The sequence below is a fragment of the Streptomyces sp. KL109B genome (assembly GCF_030766935.1).
Classification (GTDB): Bacteria; Actinomycetota; Actinomycetes; order Streptomycetales; family Streptomycetaceae; genus Streptomyces.
This window is the reverse complement of the sequence record NZ_JASERL010000015.1, coordinates 179,315-195,588: the sequence shown is the minus strand read 5'-3', so window position 1 is coordinate 195,588 and position 16,274 is coordinate 179,315. Positions and strand designations below refer to the sequence as shown.

The 16,274-nt window shown below is 74.1% G+C and carries 12 protein-coding genes; 6 read left to right on the top strand and 6 right to left on the bottom strand.

From position 1 onward, the window contains the following. Together RBJ65_RS36930 and RBJ65_RS36925 are read right to left on the bottom strand one after the other, a co-directional pair. Entirely contained in the window at positions 1-4,050 is a 4,050-nt protein-coding gene (locus tag RBJ65_RS36930; protein WP_306319720.1) for a beta-ketoacyl synthase N-terminal-like domain-containing protein, read from the bottom strand. Continuing rightward, the gene (locus tag RBJ65_RS36925; protein ID WP_306319721.1) at positions 4,047-5,747 is read right to left on the bottom strand and encodes a fatty acyl-AMP ligase; all 1,701 of its coding nucleotides are present in this window, start codon (positions 5,745-5,747) and stop codon (positions 4,047-4,049) included. Before RBJ65_RS36925 ends, RBJ65_RS36930 begins: the two co-directional genes overlap by 4 nt. Positions 5,748-6,015: 268 nt before the next feature. Between RBJ65_RS36925 and RBJ65_RS36920 the strand changes: the two genes are divergently transcribed. Beyond that, complete coding sequence (locus tag RBJ65_RS36920; RefSeq protein ID WP_306319722.1) at positions 6,016-7,470, top strand: MFS transporter; 1,455 nt, start codon at positions 6,016-6,018, stop codon at positions 7,468-7,470. Here RBJ65_RS36920 and RBJ65_RS36915 read toward each other — a convergent pair. After that, a complete protein-coding gene (locus RBJ65_RS36915; protein WP_306319723.1) occupies positions 7,415-8,725 on the bottom strand; it encodes an AMP-binding protein in 1,311 nt (436 codons plus the stop codon). The genes RBJ65_RS36920 and RBJ65_RS36915 overlap by 56 nt on opposite strands. A 182-nt stretch (positions 8,726-8,907) precedes the next feature. Between RBJ65_RS36915 and RBJ65_RS36910 the strand changes: the two genes are divergently transcribed. Both RBJ65_RS36910 and RBJ65_RS36905 read left to right on the top strand, forming a co-directional pair. Further along, the gene (locus tag RBJ65_RS36910; protein WP_306319724.1) at positions 8,908-10,131 is read left to right on the top strand and encodes a CdaR family transcriptional regulator; all 1,224 of its coding nucleotides are present in this window, start codon (positions 8,908-8,910) and stop codon (positions 10,129-10,131) included. A gap of 111 nt (positions 10,132-10,242) precedes the next feature. After that, positions 10,243-11,037: a VOC family protein gene (locus tag RBJ65_RS36905; protein WP_306319725.1), complete on the top strand. Its 795-nt coding sequence runs from the start codon at positions 10,243-10,245 to the stop codon at positions 11,035-11,037. Positions 11,038-11,040: 3 nt separating this feature from the next. On the opposite strand, the gene def is transcribed toward RBJ65_RS36905, so the two are convergent. Then, positions 11,041-11,688, bottom strand: coding sequence for a peptide deformylase (gene def, locus RBJ65_RS36900; protein ID WP_306319726.1), 648 nt, complete (start codon positions 11,686-11,688; stop codon positions 11,041-11,043). A 237-nt stretch (positions 11,689-11,925) separates the two neighbouring features. Here def and RBJ65_RS36895 point away from each other — a divergent pair, with 237 nt between their 5' ends. Further along, on the top strand, positions 11,926-12,636 hold the full coding sequence (locus RBJ65_RS36895) for a GNAT family N-acetyltransferase (RefSeq protein WP_306319889.1): 711 nt from the start codon (positions 11,926-11,928) through the stop codon (positions 12,634-12,636). 9 nt (positions 12,637-12,645) lie between these two features. Here RBJ65_RS36895 and RBJ65_RS36890 read toward each other — a convergent pair whose 3' ends face one another. Both RBJ65_RS36890 and RBJ65_RS36885 read right to left on the bottom strand, forming a co-directional pair. After that, positions 12,646-12,915 (bottom strand): hypothetical protein, encoded by a 270-nt coding sequence (locus tag RBJ65_RS36890; RefSeq protein ID WP_372341303.1) that lies wholly within the window; start codon positions 12,913-12,915, stop codon positions 12,646-12,648. A gap of 50 nt (positions 12,916-12,965) precedes the next feature. Continuing rightward, a complete protein-coding gene (locus RBJ65_RS36885; protein WP_306319727.1) occupies positions 12,966-13,424 on the bottom strand; it encodes a MarR family winged helix-turn-helix transcriptional regulator in 459 nt (152 codons plus the stop codon). A gap of 236 nt (positions 13,425-13,660) precedes the next feature. On the opposite strand from RBJ65_RS36885, the gene RBJ65_RS36880 reads away from it, so the two are divergent. Both RBJ65_RS36880 and RBJ65_RS36875 read left to right on the top strand, forming a co-directional pair. Further along, on the top strand, positions 13,661-15,676 hold the full coding sequence (locus tag RBJ65_RS36880; RefSeq protein WP_306319728.1) for an NADPH-dependent 2,4-dienoyl-CoA reductase: 2,016 nt from the start codon (positions 13,661-13,663) through the stop codon (positions 15,674-15,676). Positions 15,677-15,746: 70 nt separating this feature from the next. After that, positions 15,747-16,274 (top strand): PadR family transcriptional regulator, encoded by a 528-nt coding sequence (locus RBJ65_RS36875; protein WP_306319729.1) that lies wholly within the window; start codon positions 15,747-15,749, stop codon positions 16,272-16,274.

Genomic DNA, 16,274 nt, shown 5'->3' with positions numbered 1-16,274 from the left:
TCAGTTGAGGGCTCGGGTGATGTCCGCGGCCAGTGCGTCCACCACGGGTGGGTCGAGGAGTTCGAGGTGGTGGCCGGGGAGCGGGGTGACCGTCAGGTCGGGGCAGTACGTGTCCCAGCCGAGCGCGTCGTCCGTGCGCTCGTAGCGGGCGTCGCGGACCGTGTGGGGCGCGGGGCGTGTCGCACGGAAGAGCAGCGCCCGGCCCGCGTACGGCCCCGGCGTGTGGCGTTCGCCGCTGCGCAGGTCCAGGTACGAGGTGCGCTGGTGCGCGAGCACGGAGCCGGGCAGGTCGACGGCCTGCTCCAGGAGCTTGAGCACGAGGTCGATCTGCGCGGTGTCCGTCAGCGTGCCCAACTCCTCGTAGGGCGGATCGAATTCGATGCCGTACGTGGTGGTGATGTACGTCGCGAAGTCCGCGAAGCGGCGCCGCGCGTCCTCGGCCGGGGAGCGGGTGGGCGGGGCCGGGAGCGGGAGGATCGAGTCGATGAGGACGAGCGTGGGCACCTCGCCGTGCCGCGCCAGGAGGCGGGCCGCCTCGTGCGCGACGACTCCGCCGTACGACCAGCCGCCCACGACCCACGGACCTTCGGGTTTCAACTCGCGTATCCGGCGGGCGAATTCGGCGGCGCGGCCCGGTACGTCGTCCGGCGTCTCGACCCGGTCGAAGCCGAACACGGGGCGCTGCCCGTCGAGGCGCGCGGCGAGCCGCCCGTACACGTCGGACGAGCCGCCCGCCGCGTGGGCGAGGAACAGCGGGGTGCCGGGGCCGTCGCCGGGGAAGGTGCGCAAGAGGGGGCCGGGGGTGCCGTACGTGGGGAGTTCGGCGGGGTCGGGGAGTACGGCGAGGGCGGGGAGGGCGGCGGCGGTCGGCGGGTCGTCGAGGAGGGTCGCCACGCCGCGCAGCGTCCCCTGCCGCAGCAGCACCCCCGGCTCCGGCGCCGCCCCGAACTCCCGCTCCACCGCCGCCCGGATACGGACCGCCGTGAGCGAGTCGAGGCCGAGTTCGGTGAGCGGGACATCGGGGTCGAGACGGTCGGCGCCGAACCCCATCACACCCGCGACGAGGGCGCGCAGCCGGTCGAGGCGGGTCACAGGGGCCGCCGCCGAGTCACCCACCGGCGCGACGGGCTCCGGTGTCTCGCCCGCCCAGAACCGGCGGTGGCGCCAACGCGGCGAGGGCACGTCCACGATCCGGCCGCCGGGGTTGAGGATCTCCCGCGCGGACGGCACCGGGCAGCCGTGCACCAGGAGCGAGGCGAGCGAGGACCGGAAGGTGACCGCGTCGTCGGTGCCCCGGCGCAGCGTGGGCAGGATCAGCGGCGCGTCACCGCCGACCGCCTCCAGGGTGCGGGCCAGCGGGTGCGCCTGCGTGGGATGCGGGGCGACCTCGACGAACACCCGGTGCCCGTCCTCGGCCGCCGCCCGCACCGCCTGCGCGAACCGCACAGGTCGGCGCAGGTTCGCCAGCCAGTACCCGGTGTCGTACGGGTCGTCGGCGCGCGGGTCGTCCAGGACCGTGGAGTAGCGGCGGCACTCGGGCCGCCCGTGCGGCACCGCGCCCAGTTCCCAGGCGAACTCGTCGAGCAGCGGATCGACGTCGGGGGAGTGCCCGGCACCCGTCACCGGAAGCCCGCGCGCGAAGCCGCCGCGCGCGGTGACCCGGGCGACGAACGTGTCCACGTCGGAGGCCGATCCCGTGACGACGCACTGCGCGGGCGAGGCGTGCACGGCGACGTTCAAAGTCTCCAACTCGCGGGCGGAGTCGGCCACGTCGGACGCGGGCACGTCCGCCACCGCCATCGCCCCGCCCTCCAGCGTGGCCAGCAGGCGCGAGCGCACCGCCACGATCCGCGCCCCGGTCCCCGGGTCCAGCGCCCCCGCCACGACCGCCGCCGCGATCTCGCCCAGCGAGTGCCCGACGACGGCCGCCGGCTCCACCCCGTACGAGCGCCACAGTTCGGCGAGCGCGACCTGAAGGGCGTACAGGACGGGCATCACGACGGCCGGGGACGACAGGTCGGCGTCGGGGGCGGTGGCGGCGCGCGGGTCGACGCCCGCGTGTTCGCGCAGGGCCGGTGCGATGCGGTCGAGGCTCGCGGCGAACACCGGCTCCGTGGCGAGGAGTTCGCGCGCCATGCCGGGCCACTGCGAGCCGTACCCGGAGAAGACCCATACGGGGCCCGTGGTGGGCCGGGCCGACGTCGCGGTGACGAGGCGGCTGTCCGGTGCGCCGGTGGCGAGGCGGCGCAGGGCCGTCGCGGTGCCGGGCAGGTCGCGGGCGACGACGGCGGCGCGGCACCGGCCGCGACCGGTGCGGCCCGACAAGGTGCGGGCCAGGTCCGGGAGTTCGGTGCCCCGGCTCTCGGGGGAGTCCAGCCAGTCCGCCAACTCGCCTGCCTGCGAGCGGAGTCGGTCGTCCGTGGGCGCGTCGATGAGGGTGATGGCCGGTTGGCCGGGCGGGCGTTCGGTGTCCGCCGTCGCCGGGTGCGGGTACTGGGCGAGCGCCACGTGCGCGTTGGTGCCGCCGAAGCCGAACGCCGAGACGCCCGCCGTCGCCGTGCCCGAGTAGCGCGGCCACGGCTGCGGGGTGTCGACGACGCGCAGGCCGAGCGCGTCGAGGTCGACATGCTCGGGCGGGCCCGTGAAGTGGAGCTGAGGCGGCAGCTCGTCGTGGTGCAGCGCGAGGACCGTCTTGATGAGCCCGGCGATCCCGGCGGCGGCCTCCAGATGGCCCAGGTTCGTCTTCACCGAGCCGATCAGCAACGGCAGTTCGGGCGAGCGGCCCCGGCCGAGCACCGCGCCGAGCGCACCCGCCTCGATGGGGTCGCCGAGCGGGGTGCCGGTGCCGTGCGCCTCCACGTAGTCCACCAACTGGCCATCGGAGCCGTGCATTTGAGCGAGCAGGGCGCGCTGCGCGGACGCGTTCGGCGCGGTGAGCCCGTTGGAGCGGCCGTCGGAGTTCACCGCCGAGCCCGTGAGCAGGGCGAGGACCCGGTCGCCCGCCCGCTCGGCGTCCGCGAGCCGCTTGAGGACGACGACGCCGCAGCCCTCGCCGCGCACCATGCCGTCCGCCGCCGCGTCGAACGCCTTGCACCGGCCGTCGCCCGCCAGCGCCCCCGCCCGCTGGAAACCCAGCGTCACCGCGGGCGACAGCAGGACGTTCACGCCCGCCGCGAGCGCCGTGTCGCACGAGCCGTCGCGCAGCGCCCGCAGCGCGTGGTCGACCGCCACCAGCGACGACGAACAGGCCGTGTCGACCGCGAGGCTCGGCCCGCGCAGATCGAGGGCGTACGAGAGGCGGCCCGCGGCCACACTCAGCGCGCCACCGGGAGCGGTCCACGGCGTGACCGACCGGGGATCCGAAGCGGTGAGATGGGCGTACTCGGTACCGCTGACGCCGACGAACACCCCGGTGCGGGTCCCCGCGAGCGAGGGCGCGGGCAGCGCGGCGTGGTCGAGGGCCTCCCGCGCCACCTCCAACAGCAGCCGCTGCTGCGGGTCGAGCGCGACGGCCTCGTCCGCCGCGATGCCGAAGAACTCCGCGTCGAAGTCCGCGAGTTCGGGGAGGAACGCGCCGTGCCGCGAGAGGTCGGCGGGGAGTTCACCGCCGGGTGGCACGAACGGCTCCCAGCGGCCGTCCGGAACCGTGCCCACGGCGTCCCGACCCTCGGTGAGCAGCTTCCAGTACGCGGCCGGGGAGTCGGCCCCACCGGGGAAGCGGCAGCCGACTCCGACGACGGCGACGGGCTCACCGGGCCGGCTCGTCGCGCCCTGCCCCTGAAGCGCCTCCTGCGAAGCCGCCTCCTCCGGAACCCCCGCCCCCGTCAGCGCCGCCACCAGCGCGCCCGGCGTCGGCGTGTCCCACAGCTGCGTCGCAGGCAGCCGCCGCCCCACCGCCTCGCCGAGGAGCCCGGTCAGCGCGACCGCGTCCCGCGAGGTCAGGCCGAGGTCGGCGAACGGCCGGTCGTCCGTCACCTCGTCCGCCGCCACCCCGTACCAGGCGCCGAGCCGCTCGACCAGCACCTCCCGCACCCGCTGCCCGGCGCTCACCGCGATCCCCCGAGCGCTCCGGTGAGGAACCGCTCCCGGCAGGCGGCCCGCGCCACCTTCCCGCTCGACGTGCGCGGCACCGAACCGGCGGGCACCAGCACGAGATCGGCAAGCCGCAGACCGTGTCGCGCGGTGACGGCCCGGCGCGCCGCGAGGCACGCCGCCAGCGTCATGTCCTCGTCGGGCTCGGTGCCCCGCCGCACCTCCGCGACCACGACGAGACCGCCGTCCGGCACCTGGAACGCGGCAATCCTGTCCCTGCGCAGCAGCGCGCTGAGGGCGGGCGCGGACTGCACCGACTCCTCGATGTCCTGCGGATAGTGGTTGCGGCCGTCCACGACGATCAGGTCCTTGAGCCGCCCGGTGACCAGCAGCCCGCCGTCGTGCAGCGCGCCCAGGTCCCCGGTCCGCAGCCACCCGTCGTGGAAGGTCTCGGCCGTCCGCTCCGGCTGCTTCCAGTACCCCGACCCGACGTTCGGCCCCCGCACCTCGATCTCGCCGACCCGCCCCGCGTCGAGCACGGCCCGCGAGTCCGGGTCCGCGATCCGCACGTCCTGGCCGACCGGCCACCCGCAGTCGACGAGCCGCGCGCCCCCGCCCGCACGCGCGGTCACGACACCCTTCGCGAGCTCGGCCGCGTCGCACTCCACCGTGCGCGGCGGCGCGTCACCCCGGTCGGCGGTCACGAACACCGTCGCCTCGGCGAGCCCGTACGCGGGACACAGCGCCTCGGGCGCGAGCCCGGCGCCCGCGAACGCGGCGGCGAACCGATCGAGCGTCGCGGGCCGCACCGGCTCGCTCCCGTTGAGCAGCGTCGCCACCCGGTCGAGCCGCAGGTCCGTGACGTCGGCGGCGTCGACGCGCGCCACGCAGTAGTCGTACGCGAAGTTGGGCGCGGCGCTGATCGTGCCCGGGTAGCCGCCGAGGAGGCGCAGCCAGCGTTCGGGGCGCTCCAGGAACGCCTGCGGGGTGAGCAGCACGGACGGATACCCGGCGAACACCGGCGCCGCGATGCTCAGCACGAGACCCATGTCGTGGAAGAGCGGCAGCCAGCCCACCGCCGTGCTCAGGCCGGGCGCCGCGCCGACCGCGGCGACGGCCTGCCGGGCGTTGGCGACGACGTTCGCGTGCGTCACCATCACCCCGGCCGGGGCGCGGGTCGAGCCCGAGGTGTACTGGAGGTAGGCCACGTCGCCCGGGGCTGGGCGGGGCAGCCGCGAGCCCTCGGGCGCGGGTGGCAGGTCGTCGACGGCGAGCACCTGAGGCTGCCCGGCCCGAGCCCGCGTGAACGCGTCGACGTCCTGGTGCGAGTCCGTGTCCGTGAGCACGCACGCCGGTTCGCAGTCGTCCAGCACGGACTCCAACCGCCCCGCGTGGCCCGGGAGTTCGGGCCAGAACAGCGGCACCGCGATCACCCCCGCGTACAGGCAGCCGAGGAACGCCGCGGCGTAGTCGAGGCCCTGCGGCAGCAGCAGCGCCGCGCGGTCGCCGGGCACCGCCGTCCGCGCGAGCCGCTCGGCGACCGCACGGGCCCGCGCGTCGAGGGCCCGCCAGCCGAGCGTGCGGTGCAGTCCGGGCGAGTGCGGATCGGGGAAGTCGACCTGGGTGAAGGCCCGTTGGTGGGCGTGCTCGGCGGCCCACTGGTGCAGCCGGTCGGTGAGGAGCGGCGTGGCCTCGGGTGACATCTCGTGCGTCATGGCGGCTCCATGGGGTGGTGGGTGCCCCAGGTTCCGCCGGGGCGCGACGGCGGAGAAAGACGAGTCGCTGACAGTTGGTCCGGTCCGAACTGTCAAACCGGTGACAACTCGGGGCGGCGGAATCGGCGCCTCGCAGAGCAGTGCGCGCACCGTGCGCGAACCGAGAATCCCCAGGGAGAGGCGTCGTTCCTGAGGCGTAGGCGTAGGCGTAGGCGTATGCGTAGGCGTATGCGTAGGCGTGAGTGTCGGTGAGGACGGGAGGTGCGGGATGCGGCGGGGAAGGCTGTCGGCCCTGCTGGTGCTGTTGTGCCTCGCGGGCTTCCTCACCACGCTCGACAACACGGTCATCAATGTGGCCCTGCCCACGGTGCAGGACGAACTCGGCCTCGACGTCGCCGACTTGGAGTGGGTCGCGACCAGCTACGTGCTGTCGTTCGGGGCGCTGCTGCTCGTCGGCGGGCGGCTCACCGACCTGGTGGGGCGGCGGCCCGTGCTCGCCGTCGGCCTCGTCGTGTTCACGGCCTCCTCCGGCGCGGCGGCCCTCGCCGACAGCGGCGCCGCGCTCGTCGCGGCGCGCGCCGTGCAGGGGTCCGGGGCCGCGCTCGTCATCCCGGCCTCCCTCGCCGTCGTCGCGGCCGACCTGCCGGCCGGGCGCCGCGCCACCGCCGTCGGCCTGTGGACGGCGTCGCTGGCCGTGGCGCTCGCGCTCGGACCGGTGATCGGCGGGTTCGTCACCGAACACTGGGGCTGGAGCTGGGTGTTCCTGCTGAACGTGCCGTTCGGCGCGCTCGCGCTGCTGCTGGTGCCTGCCGTGCCGGGCGCGGAGCGGTCGCGGGACCGGGGAATGGGTCGGGGCCGGGGCCGGGGCCGGGGCCGGGCCGGTGGATTGGTGGGTCTCCTCGACGTACCGGGAGTCGTGCTGTCCACGACGGCCCTGTTCCTCCTCACGTACGCGCTCGTGACCGGCGGCGAACACTCCTTCAGCACCCCGCCCGTGCCGCTGTTCCTCGCGCTGTCGGGCGCGGCGGGCCTCGCCTTCCTCGTCGTCGAGGCGCGCACGTTCCTGCCCCTGATCGATCTGCGGATGCTGCGCGACCGGTTCCTCGTCGGCGGGGTCGCCGCGCAGGTGCTGTGGGGCATCGGTGTCAACGGCGTGTTCTTCTTCACCGCGCTCTACCTCCAGCACGTACTCGGATTCTCGCCGGTGAAGGCGGGGTTGGCGTTTCTGCCGCTGGCCGGGGCGCTGCTGCTGTGCACGCCGCTGGCCGAGCGCGCGGCCCGCCTCATGGGCGCCCACCGCTCCATCGCGGCCGGGCTCGCGCTCGTCGCGGTCGGGCTGCTGTGGGTGTCGGGCACCGGCCTGCACGCCTCGTACGCCGACCTGCAGCCGGGTCTGGTCCTGATCGGCGTCGGCTCTTCGCTCACCACACCGCTGACGGTGCGCTCGGTGGCGGGTGTGCGCGCGACCCGCACCGGCATGGCCTCGGGTCTCGTCAGCGCCGCCCGCGAGATCAGCGGGGTGTTCGGCGTCGTACTCGTCGGCGTCGTCCTCACCCGCACCGAGCGCGAGGCGCTGCGCGACGGCGTCGACCCGCGCACGGCCTTCCTCGACGGCTACGACACCGGGCTCCAACTGGCCGCCGGGTGTGTGCTGTTGGGGGCGGTCGTCACGTTGGTGGCGTTGCGGAGGCCCGGGCGGCACCGGGGCCGGGCCGCCAGGTGACGCCGGGTCCTGGAGTGCGGCCGAGGAGCGTGACGTAGCCGTCGGGGCCGCGCACCGCGAGGCGCCCCGTCCGCAGCCAGCCGCCCACCAACAGGCCGGTGGTATGGCCCAGTTGAGGCCCGCGCAGCAGCAACTCGCCCGCGTGCCCCGGTAGTACGTCCACCTCCGGCACCCCCTCGACCGCGATCCGTACCTCCGTACCGGGCAGCGGCAGGCCGACCGTGCCGGGACGGGCGTCCGCCGACGGCGGGTTGGCGAGCGCGACACCCGCCGCGGCCTCGGGCCCGTACGCCTCGACGACGCGCGCGTCCAGCGCGGCGCGGGCCCTGTCTCCCGTCCCCGGGTCCAGCGGCGCGGTGAGGATCGTACGGACCGTGGCCAGCGCCTCCCGCTCGTGGGCGGGCCGGTCGAGGAGGCCGCGCAGGGCGGCGGGCGGCGCCGCGAGCAGGGTGGGGGCGCGGCGGCGGGCGGCGCGCAGCACGGCCAGCGGGGCCGGGTCCCGGGGCGCGAGCACGGTGCGGGAGCCGGTGAGGAGGGGCGCCAGCACCGTGAGGACGAGGCCCTGGGCGCGGTGGACCGGCACCAACGACATGACGCGGCCGCCCGACTCCCCGTGCCAGGCGGCCAGTTGGCGCGCCGCCGCGACGAGGTTGCGGTGCCGCAGCCCGACCGGCGTGCCGTCCCGCGGGTGCAGCACGACCGCGAGATCACCGGGGGCGGGTCCCGCGGGCAGCGGGGCGGAGGCGTGGCGGGTGTCGAGGTCGCCGTAGCCGACGCACACACCCGGCGCGTCTTCCCGTGCGTCTCCCTGCACGACCTCCTGCGCGGCGTCCCCGTCCACCGCCACCACCGCCCGCAGCGCCGCACCGCGCCACGCCCGGGAGACCTCCGTCGCCGCACCGCGCGGCGCGACGACGACCACCGCGGACGTGTCGGCCCACCGCCGCGCCGGATCCAGCGGCACCACCACCGCCCCCAGCCGCCACACCGCATGACACACCACCACCGACTCCCGGCAGTCCGGCAGCAGCAGCGCCACCCGTTCCCCGGGCCGCACCCCGAGCCGGGCGAGGCCCGCCGCGACCCGGACCGCCGAGCGGCGCAGCGCGCGGAACCCGGTGCGCCGCCGACCGGGTCCGATCAGCGCCGTGCGCGCGCCGTGGCGGCGGGCCGCGTCGTCGAGCAGCGCTGGCAGGGCGAGGGCGGGGGAGAGTGGCGGCGCTTCGCGACGCCCACCCGTGAACAGGTCCGTCATGACTGGATCGTGGCGCACCGCACACCCCCGCCACTTGTGTCCCTTCGCGCAGCACCGGGCGCCGTCTTGTCACTCCGGTGACAAGGCTCACCCCGGTTTCTGTTCGCCTTCTACGGGTCCCCACAAGAACCCGGCAGTATCGTCACCGCACCCTGACGGACCTGCACACGGAGGGAGCGCACATGCTCGACACCGCCAACGGCACGCGCGAACGGACCGTGAACGGCGCCCCGTTCAGGAACTTCCCCGCCGAACTCGACGACCAGCTCCGCCCGTTCCTCGGCGACCTCACCGAAGAGGTCGTGCGCGCCATCAGAACCGAGATCGCCGAGTACGCGCGGCCCATGGACGACACGTACATGCACGTCGTGCACCGCGGCGTCGAGCAGGCCCTCGAAGGTTTCCTCGCCCGCGTCGCCGACTCCGAGACCGACTGGGAGGACGTGAAGGCGACGTACCAGCGGATCGGCAGGGGAGAGGCGGACGAGGGCCGCAGCCTCGACTCGTTCCAGGCGGCGCTGCGGCTCGGCGCCCGCGTCACCTGGCGGCGCGTCACCGAACTCGTCCAGGCCGACCGGCTCCCGCCCAACGTCCTCGTCGCCTTCGGCGAGGCCATGTTCCTGCACCTCGACGAGATGGCCGCCGCCACCACCGCCGGATACACGGAGGCCAGGCTCCACACGGCGGGCGAACTCCAGCAGCGACGCAGCCGCCTCATCGACCTCCTCACCGCCGACCCGCCCGTCTCCCCGGAGGCCATCGCGGACCTCGCGCACACCGCGCAGTGGCCGGTGCCCCGCGAGATCGCCGTCGTCGTCAGCGACGACCACGGGGCGGGGGAGGGCAGCCGGCCCATCGTGCCGCCCGAGTTCCTCGCCCGCTTCGACGGGCAGCCCGGCATCGTCGTCGTACCCGACCCGGAGGGGCCCGGCAGGGAGCGGGCCATCTCGGGAGCGCTGCGCGGACTGCGCGCCGCGCTCGGCCCCACCGTCGCGCTCGACGCGGGCGCCCGCTCGCTGCGCTGGGCCCGCGACGCCCTCGACCTGGCGCGCCGCGGCACCCTCCCGCACACCGGGCTCGTCCGCTGCACCGACCACCTCTCCACGCTGCTGCTCTTCCGCGACGAGGACCTGGTCGCGGAGCTGGCCCGGCGCCACCTCGGCCCCCTCGACACCATCCGCCCACCGCACCGCGAACGCCTCGCCGAAACCCTGCTGTGCTGGCTGAGCTGTGCCCGCAACGCCAGCGAGGTCGCCCAGCGTCTCGCCGTGCACCCGCAGACCGTCCGCTACCGCCTGCGGCAACTGGAAGAGGTCTTCGGCGACAGCCTCCGCGACCCGTCCACCCAGTTCGAGATGCAGGTGGCGTTACGGGCGACGCACCTGCGCCGGCAGGGCGGGGAGTGACGCCTCTCAGTTGAGGTCCGCCGGATCGCGCCAGGGGCCCGCCCCGCCTAGCGTGTACCCATACCTGCCGGGCCGCGCCGTGCCCGGCGACCGACAGAAGGGTGTCGTGTCATGTCCACTCGTCCCGAGGGCGCGCCCGTCTGGGCCGACGCCATGTTCCCCGACCTGGAGGCCGCGAAGGCCTTCTACGCGGAGCTGTTCGGCTGGACCTACGACGAAGGCAGCCCCGAGTTCGGCAACTACACGCAGGCGAGGACGCCGGACGGGAAGCACGTCGCGGCGCTCGTGCCGCAGATGCCGGGCGCCGAGGGCACGCACCCCGCCTGGAACCTGTACCTCGCCACCGAGGACATCGCCGCGGTCGCCGAGCGGATCAAGAACGCGGGCGGCAGCCTCATGATGGACCCGATGCAGGTCGCGTCGTTCGGCACGATGGTCACCGCGCAGGACCCGGCGGGCGTCGTCTTCAGCGTCTGGCAGCCCGACACCCACGACGGCTTCGAGAAGGTCAACGAGCCCGGCGCGTTCTGCTGGGCCGAGGTCAACACCCGCAACGCCGCGAAGACCGACGCCTTCTTCCCGGCCGTCTTCGGCTACGGCGTGAAGAAGATGGCCGACGACAAGATCGACTTCAACGTCTGGGAGCTGAACAGCGAACCGGCCATGGGTCGCATGCAGATGACGGACGACTTCCCCGCCGAGGTCCCCTCGCACATCAACGTGTACTTCGTCGTCGAGGACTGCGACGCGGCCGTCGCCACCGTCCAACGCCTGGGCGGACAGCTGTACTTCGGGCCCCTGGACACCCCCTTCGGCCGGTTCGCCTCGGTCGGGGACCCGCAGGGCGCCGCGTTCTCCGTCATCGACGTGACGGCGGCCAAGGGCGAGATGCCACAGCTGTCCTGACGGTCATTCGGATTCCGGCAGCGCGAACCCCAGCTCCTGGGCGGCCAGTTGGGGTGTCGGCTGCGCCCACCGCTCCACCGCGGCGGCGCTCTGCGTCGACGACAGGGAGCGCGGCTCGGCCCGGTCGAGGTAGAGCGTGCCGCCCAGGTGGTCCGTCTCGTGCTGCACGATGCGGGCCGGCCAGCCCGTGAACTCCTCGTCCATCGCGCGCCCCCGTTCGTCGAGGGCGCGCAGCCGTACCCGCTCGTGCCGGGCGACCACGGCCTGGTAGCCCGGCACGCTCAAGCACCCTTCGTAGAAAGCCACTTGGCGGCCGTCCACACCCTCGTACGACGGATTGACGAGCACCCGGAACGGCTGCGGCAGCCGCCCTCGCGCGTCCCGCACCTCCTCGCTCACGGCCGCCGCGTCCTCGATCACCGCGAGCCGCAGCCCCACGCCGATCTGCGGTGCGGCGAGCCCGACGCCGGGCGCGGCGTGCATGGTGACCCGCATCGCGGCGATCAGCCGGGCGAGGAGTTCGTCCGGCAGCTGCCCGTCGAAGGGCTCGGCGGGGCGGCGCAGCACGGGGTCGCCCGCCGCGACGATCGGCAGCGGCCCCTCGGCGGCGAGCAGGGACTCGACGTGATCACTCAGTGACGTGAACGGCATCGCGCCAGCATGCCAAGCGCGCCCGCGCCCGTGACCTGCGGGGTAGGGGAATGCGCGGGGCCCGCCGATCGTTCTGGCCTTCTGGCCGTCCTGAACGGATGGGGCGGCAGTGGCACAGGAGAAGGTTCGAAGGTCCCGACCGTGACGCAGGCACAGGCACAGGCACAGGCACAGGCACAGGTACAGGCGCAAGCGCAGACGTACGAAGATGATGAGGGCGGCACCGCCGGCCGGGCCGTGGGCGTCGATCGCGCGTACCACCCCCTCGACCACCCCGCCCACGCCGCCCTCACCGGCCCGCACGCCCACTTCGCCGAGCGCAGTGGCCGCGCCCTGCGCTATCCCACCGCCGTCACTCCGTGGACCGCGCTGCCCCCGGACCCCGGGCCCGAGGACTGGGCGGCCCTCGCCGCCTTCGCCGCGCCCGACGGCACCCTGCCCCTCCTCGGTACGGACGTCGAGGTGCCGGACGGCTGGGAGACGACCGTCGACCACGAGGGCGTACGGCTCGTCGGCGACGCCGTCGACGCGGTGCCCGACCCGGAGGCCGTCCTCCTCACCGCCGCCGACGTCCCGGAGATGCTCGACCTGGTGGCCCGCACCCAGCCGGGCCCGTTCACGCCCCGCACCGTCGAACTCGGCACGTACCTCGGCATCCGCGAAGGCGGCGCGCTCGTCGCGATGGCGGGCGAGCGCCTGCACCTGCCCGGCTACACCGAAGTCAGCGCCGTGTGCACCGACCCGGCCCACCGGGGCAAGGGCCTCGCGGGCCGCCTGGTCAAGGCCGTCTCCGCGGTCATCCGGGACCGCGGCGAGACCCCGTTCCTGCACACCGGCGCCGCCAACACGAACGCGATCCGGCTGTACGAGTCCCTGGGCTTCCACCTGCGCACCACGACCCGGTTCCGCACGGTGCGTGCGCCGGAGCACATGGTGCCGGGGGCGTAGCCGCGCGCGTCACTCCTGGGACAGCGCGTACGCCCGCTGCCACGCGATCGACACGGCCTGCGCGACGCCGCCCATGACCGTCGCGTCCTCGCCCGTCGCGGACGTCGCGAACCCGGGCAGGGGCAGCGGCACGAGTTCGCCGAGCCGCTGTTCCACGGGTGCGATCAGGCGCTCGGCGTGCGCGCCGAGCGCCCCGCCGCCGAGGACGACGAGCTTCGGGTCGAGCAGGGCCACGATCGGCACCAGGGACCGCGCGATCAGGTCGACCTCCCGCGCCACGACGGCCTCGGCGGCCCGGTCCCCGTCCTGCGCCGCCCGGAAGATCCGGTCTACGCCCCCGGCTCGTCCCGCGACTCGTCGTTGTAGCGCACCAAGTAGTCCGCGAACCGCTCCAGGTCCTCCTCCGGCCAGTCCGCGAGGCGCTCGCCGAAGATCTGGCGGCGGTTGACGGTCACCTGGCGCAGGAGTTCGGCGCCGGCCTCCGTCGGGTGCAGGACCTGGACCCGGTGGTCGTCGGGGTCGACGCGGCGGATCACGAGGCCCGCCCGCTGCAGCGCGGCGACCTGGCGGCTGACCGTCGACTTGTCGAGGGCGTAGTGCGCGGCCAGGTCCGTGGCGCGGCAGCCGCCCCGCTCGTCGAGGTGGGTGAGCAGCGAGTACGAGACGAGCGAGAGCTCCGGGTGCATCCGCGCGGCGGTGGCCCGCGCGCGGCGGGCGAACGAGGTCAGCTCGCGCTGAATGGTTTCCACGGCCGCCTCACGGTCGGTCGCGCGATCTGCCTGGGCCACGGTGGTTCCTTTCGGGGGTGCTCGTTGCACTCTACAACCCAGCGCGCCCGGCTTCGCGGGGACGTGGCGCGGATCTCTTATGCAACTTGTTGCAAAATATCAGCGGCTTCCTCTACAACTGAGTCGACCGTTCACCGATCACTGACTGCCGATCACTGACTGCCGATCACTGACTGCCGTTCACTGACTGCCGTTCACTGATCACCGTTCACCTTCACCGCTCACGGAGGGGCCCCATGAGCCGCTACCCGCACCTGCTCGCCCCGCTCGACCTCGGTTTCACGACGCTCCCGAACCGCGTTCTGATGGGCTCGATGCACGTGGGCCTGGAGGAGGCGCCGAACGGGTTCGCGCGCATGGCCGAGTTCTACGCCACCCGCGCCCGCGGCGGCGTGGGACTCATGGTCACCGGCGGCATCGCGCCCAACGCCGAGGGCTGCACCTTCGACGGCGGCGCCAAGATGACCACCGAGGCGGAGGCCGCCCAGCACCGCCAGGTCACCGAAGCCGTGCACGCGGCGGGCGGCCGGATCGCCATGCAGATCCTGCACTTCGGCCGGTACGCCCACCACGCGGACCTCGTCGCGCCGAGCGCCATCCAGGCGCCGATCAGCGCGCACACGCCGCGCGCCCTCACCGACGACGAGATCGAGCGGACCATCGAGGACTACGCGCGCGCCGCCGAGCTCGCCAAGTCCGCCGGGTACGACGGCGTCGAGGTGATGGGCTCCGAGGGCTACCTCATCAACGAGTTCATCGTCTCCGCCACCAACCACCGCGAGGGCCGCTGGGGCGGCTCCTACGAGAACCGGATCCGGTTCGCCGTCGAGATCGTGCGGCGCGTGCGCGAGCGGGTCGGCCCCGACTTCATCCTCATCTACCGCCTGTCCATGCTGGACCTGGTCCCCGGTGGCTCCACCCTCGACGAGGTCGTGCACCTCGCCAAGGAGATCGAGGCGGCCGGAGCCACCATCATCAACACCGGCATCGGCTGGCACGAGGCCCGCATCCCGACCATCGCGACGTCCGTGCCGCGCGGCGCGTACACCTTCGTGACGAAGAAGGTCATGGGCGAGGTGAACATCCCGCTCGTCACCACCAACCGCATCAACACCCCTGAGATGGCCGAGGAGTTGCTCGCCGACGGCGCCGCCGACATGGTGTCCATGGCGCGCCCGATGCTCGCCGACCCGGAGTTCGTGAACAAGGCCGCCGCCGACCGCTCCGACACCATCAACACCTGCATCGGCTGCAACCAGGCCTGCCTCGACCACATCTTCAGCCTGCAGATCACCTCCTGCCTGGTGAACCCGCGCGCCTGCCACGAGACCGAACTCGTCCTCGCACCCACCCGGTTGAAGAAGAACGTCGCCGTCGTCGGCGCGGGCCCCGCCGGGCTCGCCTGCGCCGTCAGCGCCGCCGAGCGCGGCCACGACGTGACCCTCTTCGACGCCGCCGCCGAGATCGGCGGGCAGCTCAACGTCGCCCGCCAGGTCCCCGGCAAGGAGGAGTTCGACGAGACGCTGCGCTACTTCCGCTCGCAGCTCGAACTGCACGGCGTGAACGTCAAGTTGGAGACCCGAGTCGAAGCCGACGACCTCCGCTCCTACGACGAGGTCGTCGTCGCCACCGGTGTCACCCCGCGCACCCCGGCCATCGACGGCGTCGACCACCCCAGCGTCGTCAGCTATCTCGACGTACTGCGCGACAAGGCGCCCGTCGGCGAGCGCGTCGCCGTCATCGGCGCGGGCGGCATCGGCTTCGACGTCGCCGAGTACCTCACCGACGGCGGCGAGAAGGCGAGCCTGGACCCGGCCACGTACTTCCGGCAGTGGGGCGTCGACATGGACTACGCCGACCGCGGCGGCCTCGCCCGGCCCGAACGCCCCACCCCGCCCCGCCAGGTGCACCTCGTGCAGCGCAAGACCACCAAGGTCGGCAAGGGCCTCGGCAAGACCACCGGGTGGATCCACCGCACCGAACTGCGCCACCGCGGAGTCGCCATGGTCGCCGGAGCCACCTACGACCTGATCGACGACGCGGGCCTGCACATCACCGTCGAGGGCGAGCGCACCCTCGTCCCCGTCGACACCGTCGTCCTGTGCGCGGGCCAGGAACCCCAGCGCTCGCTGTACGACGACCTGGTGTCTGCCGGACGTACCCCGCACCTGATCGGTGGCGCCGACGTGGCCGCCGAACTGGACGCCAAGCGCGCCATCAAGCAGGGCACCGAGGTCGCGGCGGCGCTGTAGAGACCGGGTGGTCACGTGTCCGGGCCCGCCGGACACGTGACCACCCTCACCTACTCGTACTCTGGGTCACATGTCACTCCCGCACGCGATCCTCACGGCGCTCCTGGAGAAGCCGTCGTCGGGCCTCGAACTGACCCGCAGGTTCGACAAGTCCATCGGCTACTTCTGGTCGGCGACGCACCAGCAGATCTACCGCGAGCTGGGCAAACTGGAGCGCGACGGACTCATCCGCGCGCTGCCCGCCGAGGCACCCGCGCGCGGCCAGAAGAAGGAGTACGAGGTCCTCCCCGAGGGCCGCGCCGAACTCGCCCGCTGGACCGCCAGCCCGCACGACCCCAAGCCACTGCGCGACCCGCTGCCGCTGCGCCTGCGCTCGGCCGCGGTCGTCGGCACGGCCGGCATCGCCGAGGACCTGCGGCGCCATCTCGCCCTGCACCGCGAGCAGTTGGCGACGTACCAGGACATCGAGAAGCGGGACTTCCCGCCCGGGAAGAACACCGAGGCCGACCGTCTCCAGCACGCGGTGCTGCGCGCGGGCATCGACCTGGAGCGGTTCTGGGTGGACTGGCTGGAGCGGACGCTGACGGAACTGGACTGA

Bases quoted from the DNA above. Each gene is read 5' to 3' on its own strand.
- RBJ65_RS36915 (WP_306319723.1), bottom strand. From the start codon at position 8,725: ATGACGGACCTGTTCACGGGTGGGCGTCGCGAAGCGCCGCCACTCTCC.
- RBJ65_RS36905 (WP_306319725.1), top strand. From the start codon at position 10,243: ATGTCCACTCGTCCCGAGGGCGCGCCCGTCTGGGCCGACGCCATGTTC.
- RBJ65_RS36920 (WP_306319722.1), top strand. From the start codon at position 6,016: ATGCGGCGGGGAAGGCTGTCGGCCCTGCTGGTGCTGTTGTGCCTCGCG.
- RBJ65_RS36880 (WP_306319728.1), top strand. From the start codon at position 13,661: ATGAGCCGCTACCCGCACCTGCTCGCCCCGCTCGACCTCGGTTTCACG.
- RBJ65_RS36925 (WP_306319721.1), bottom strand. From the start codon at position 5,747: ATGACGCACGAGATGTCACCCGAGGCCACGCCGCTCCTCACCGACCGG.
- def (WP_306319726.1), bottom strand. From the start codon at position 11,688: ATGCCGTTCACGTCACTGAGTGATCACGTCGAGTCCCTGCTCGCCGCC.
- RBJ65_RS36875 (WP_306319729.1), top strand. From the start codon at position 15,747: ATGTCACTCCCGCACGCGATCCTCACGGCGCTCCTGGAGAAGCCGTCG.
- RBJ65_RS36910 (WP_306319724.1), top strand. From the start codon at position 8,908: ATGCTCGACACCGCCAACGGCACGCGCGAACGGACCGTGAACGGCGCC.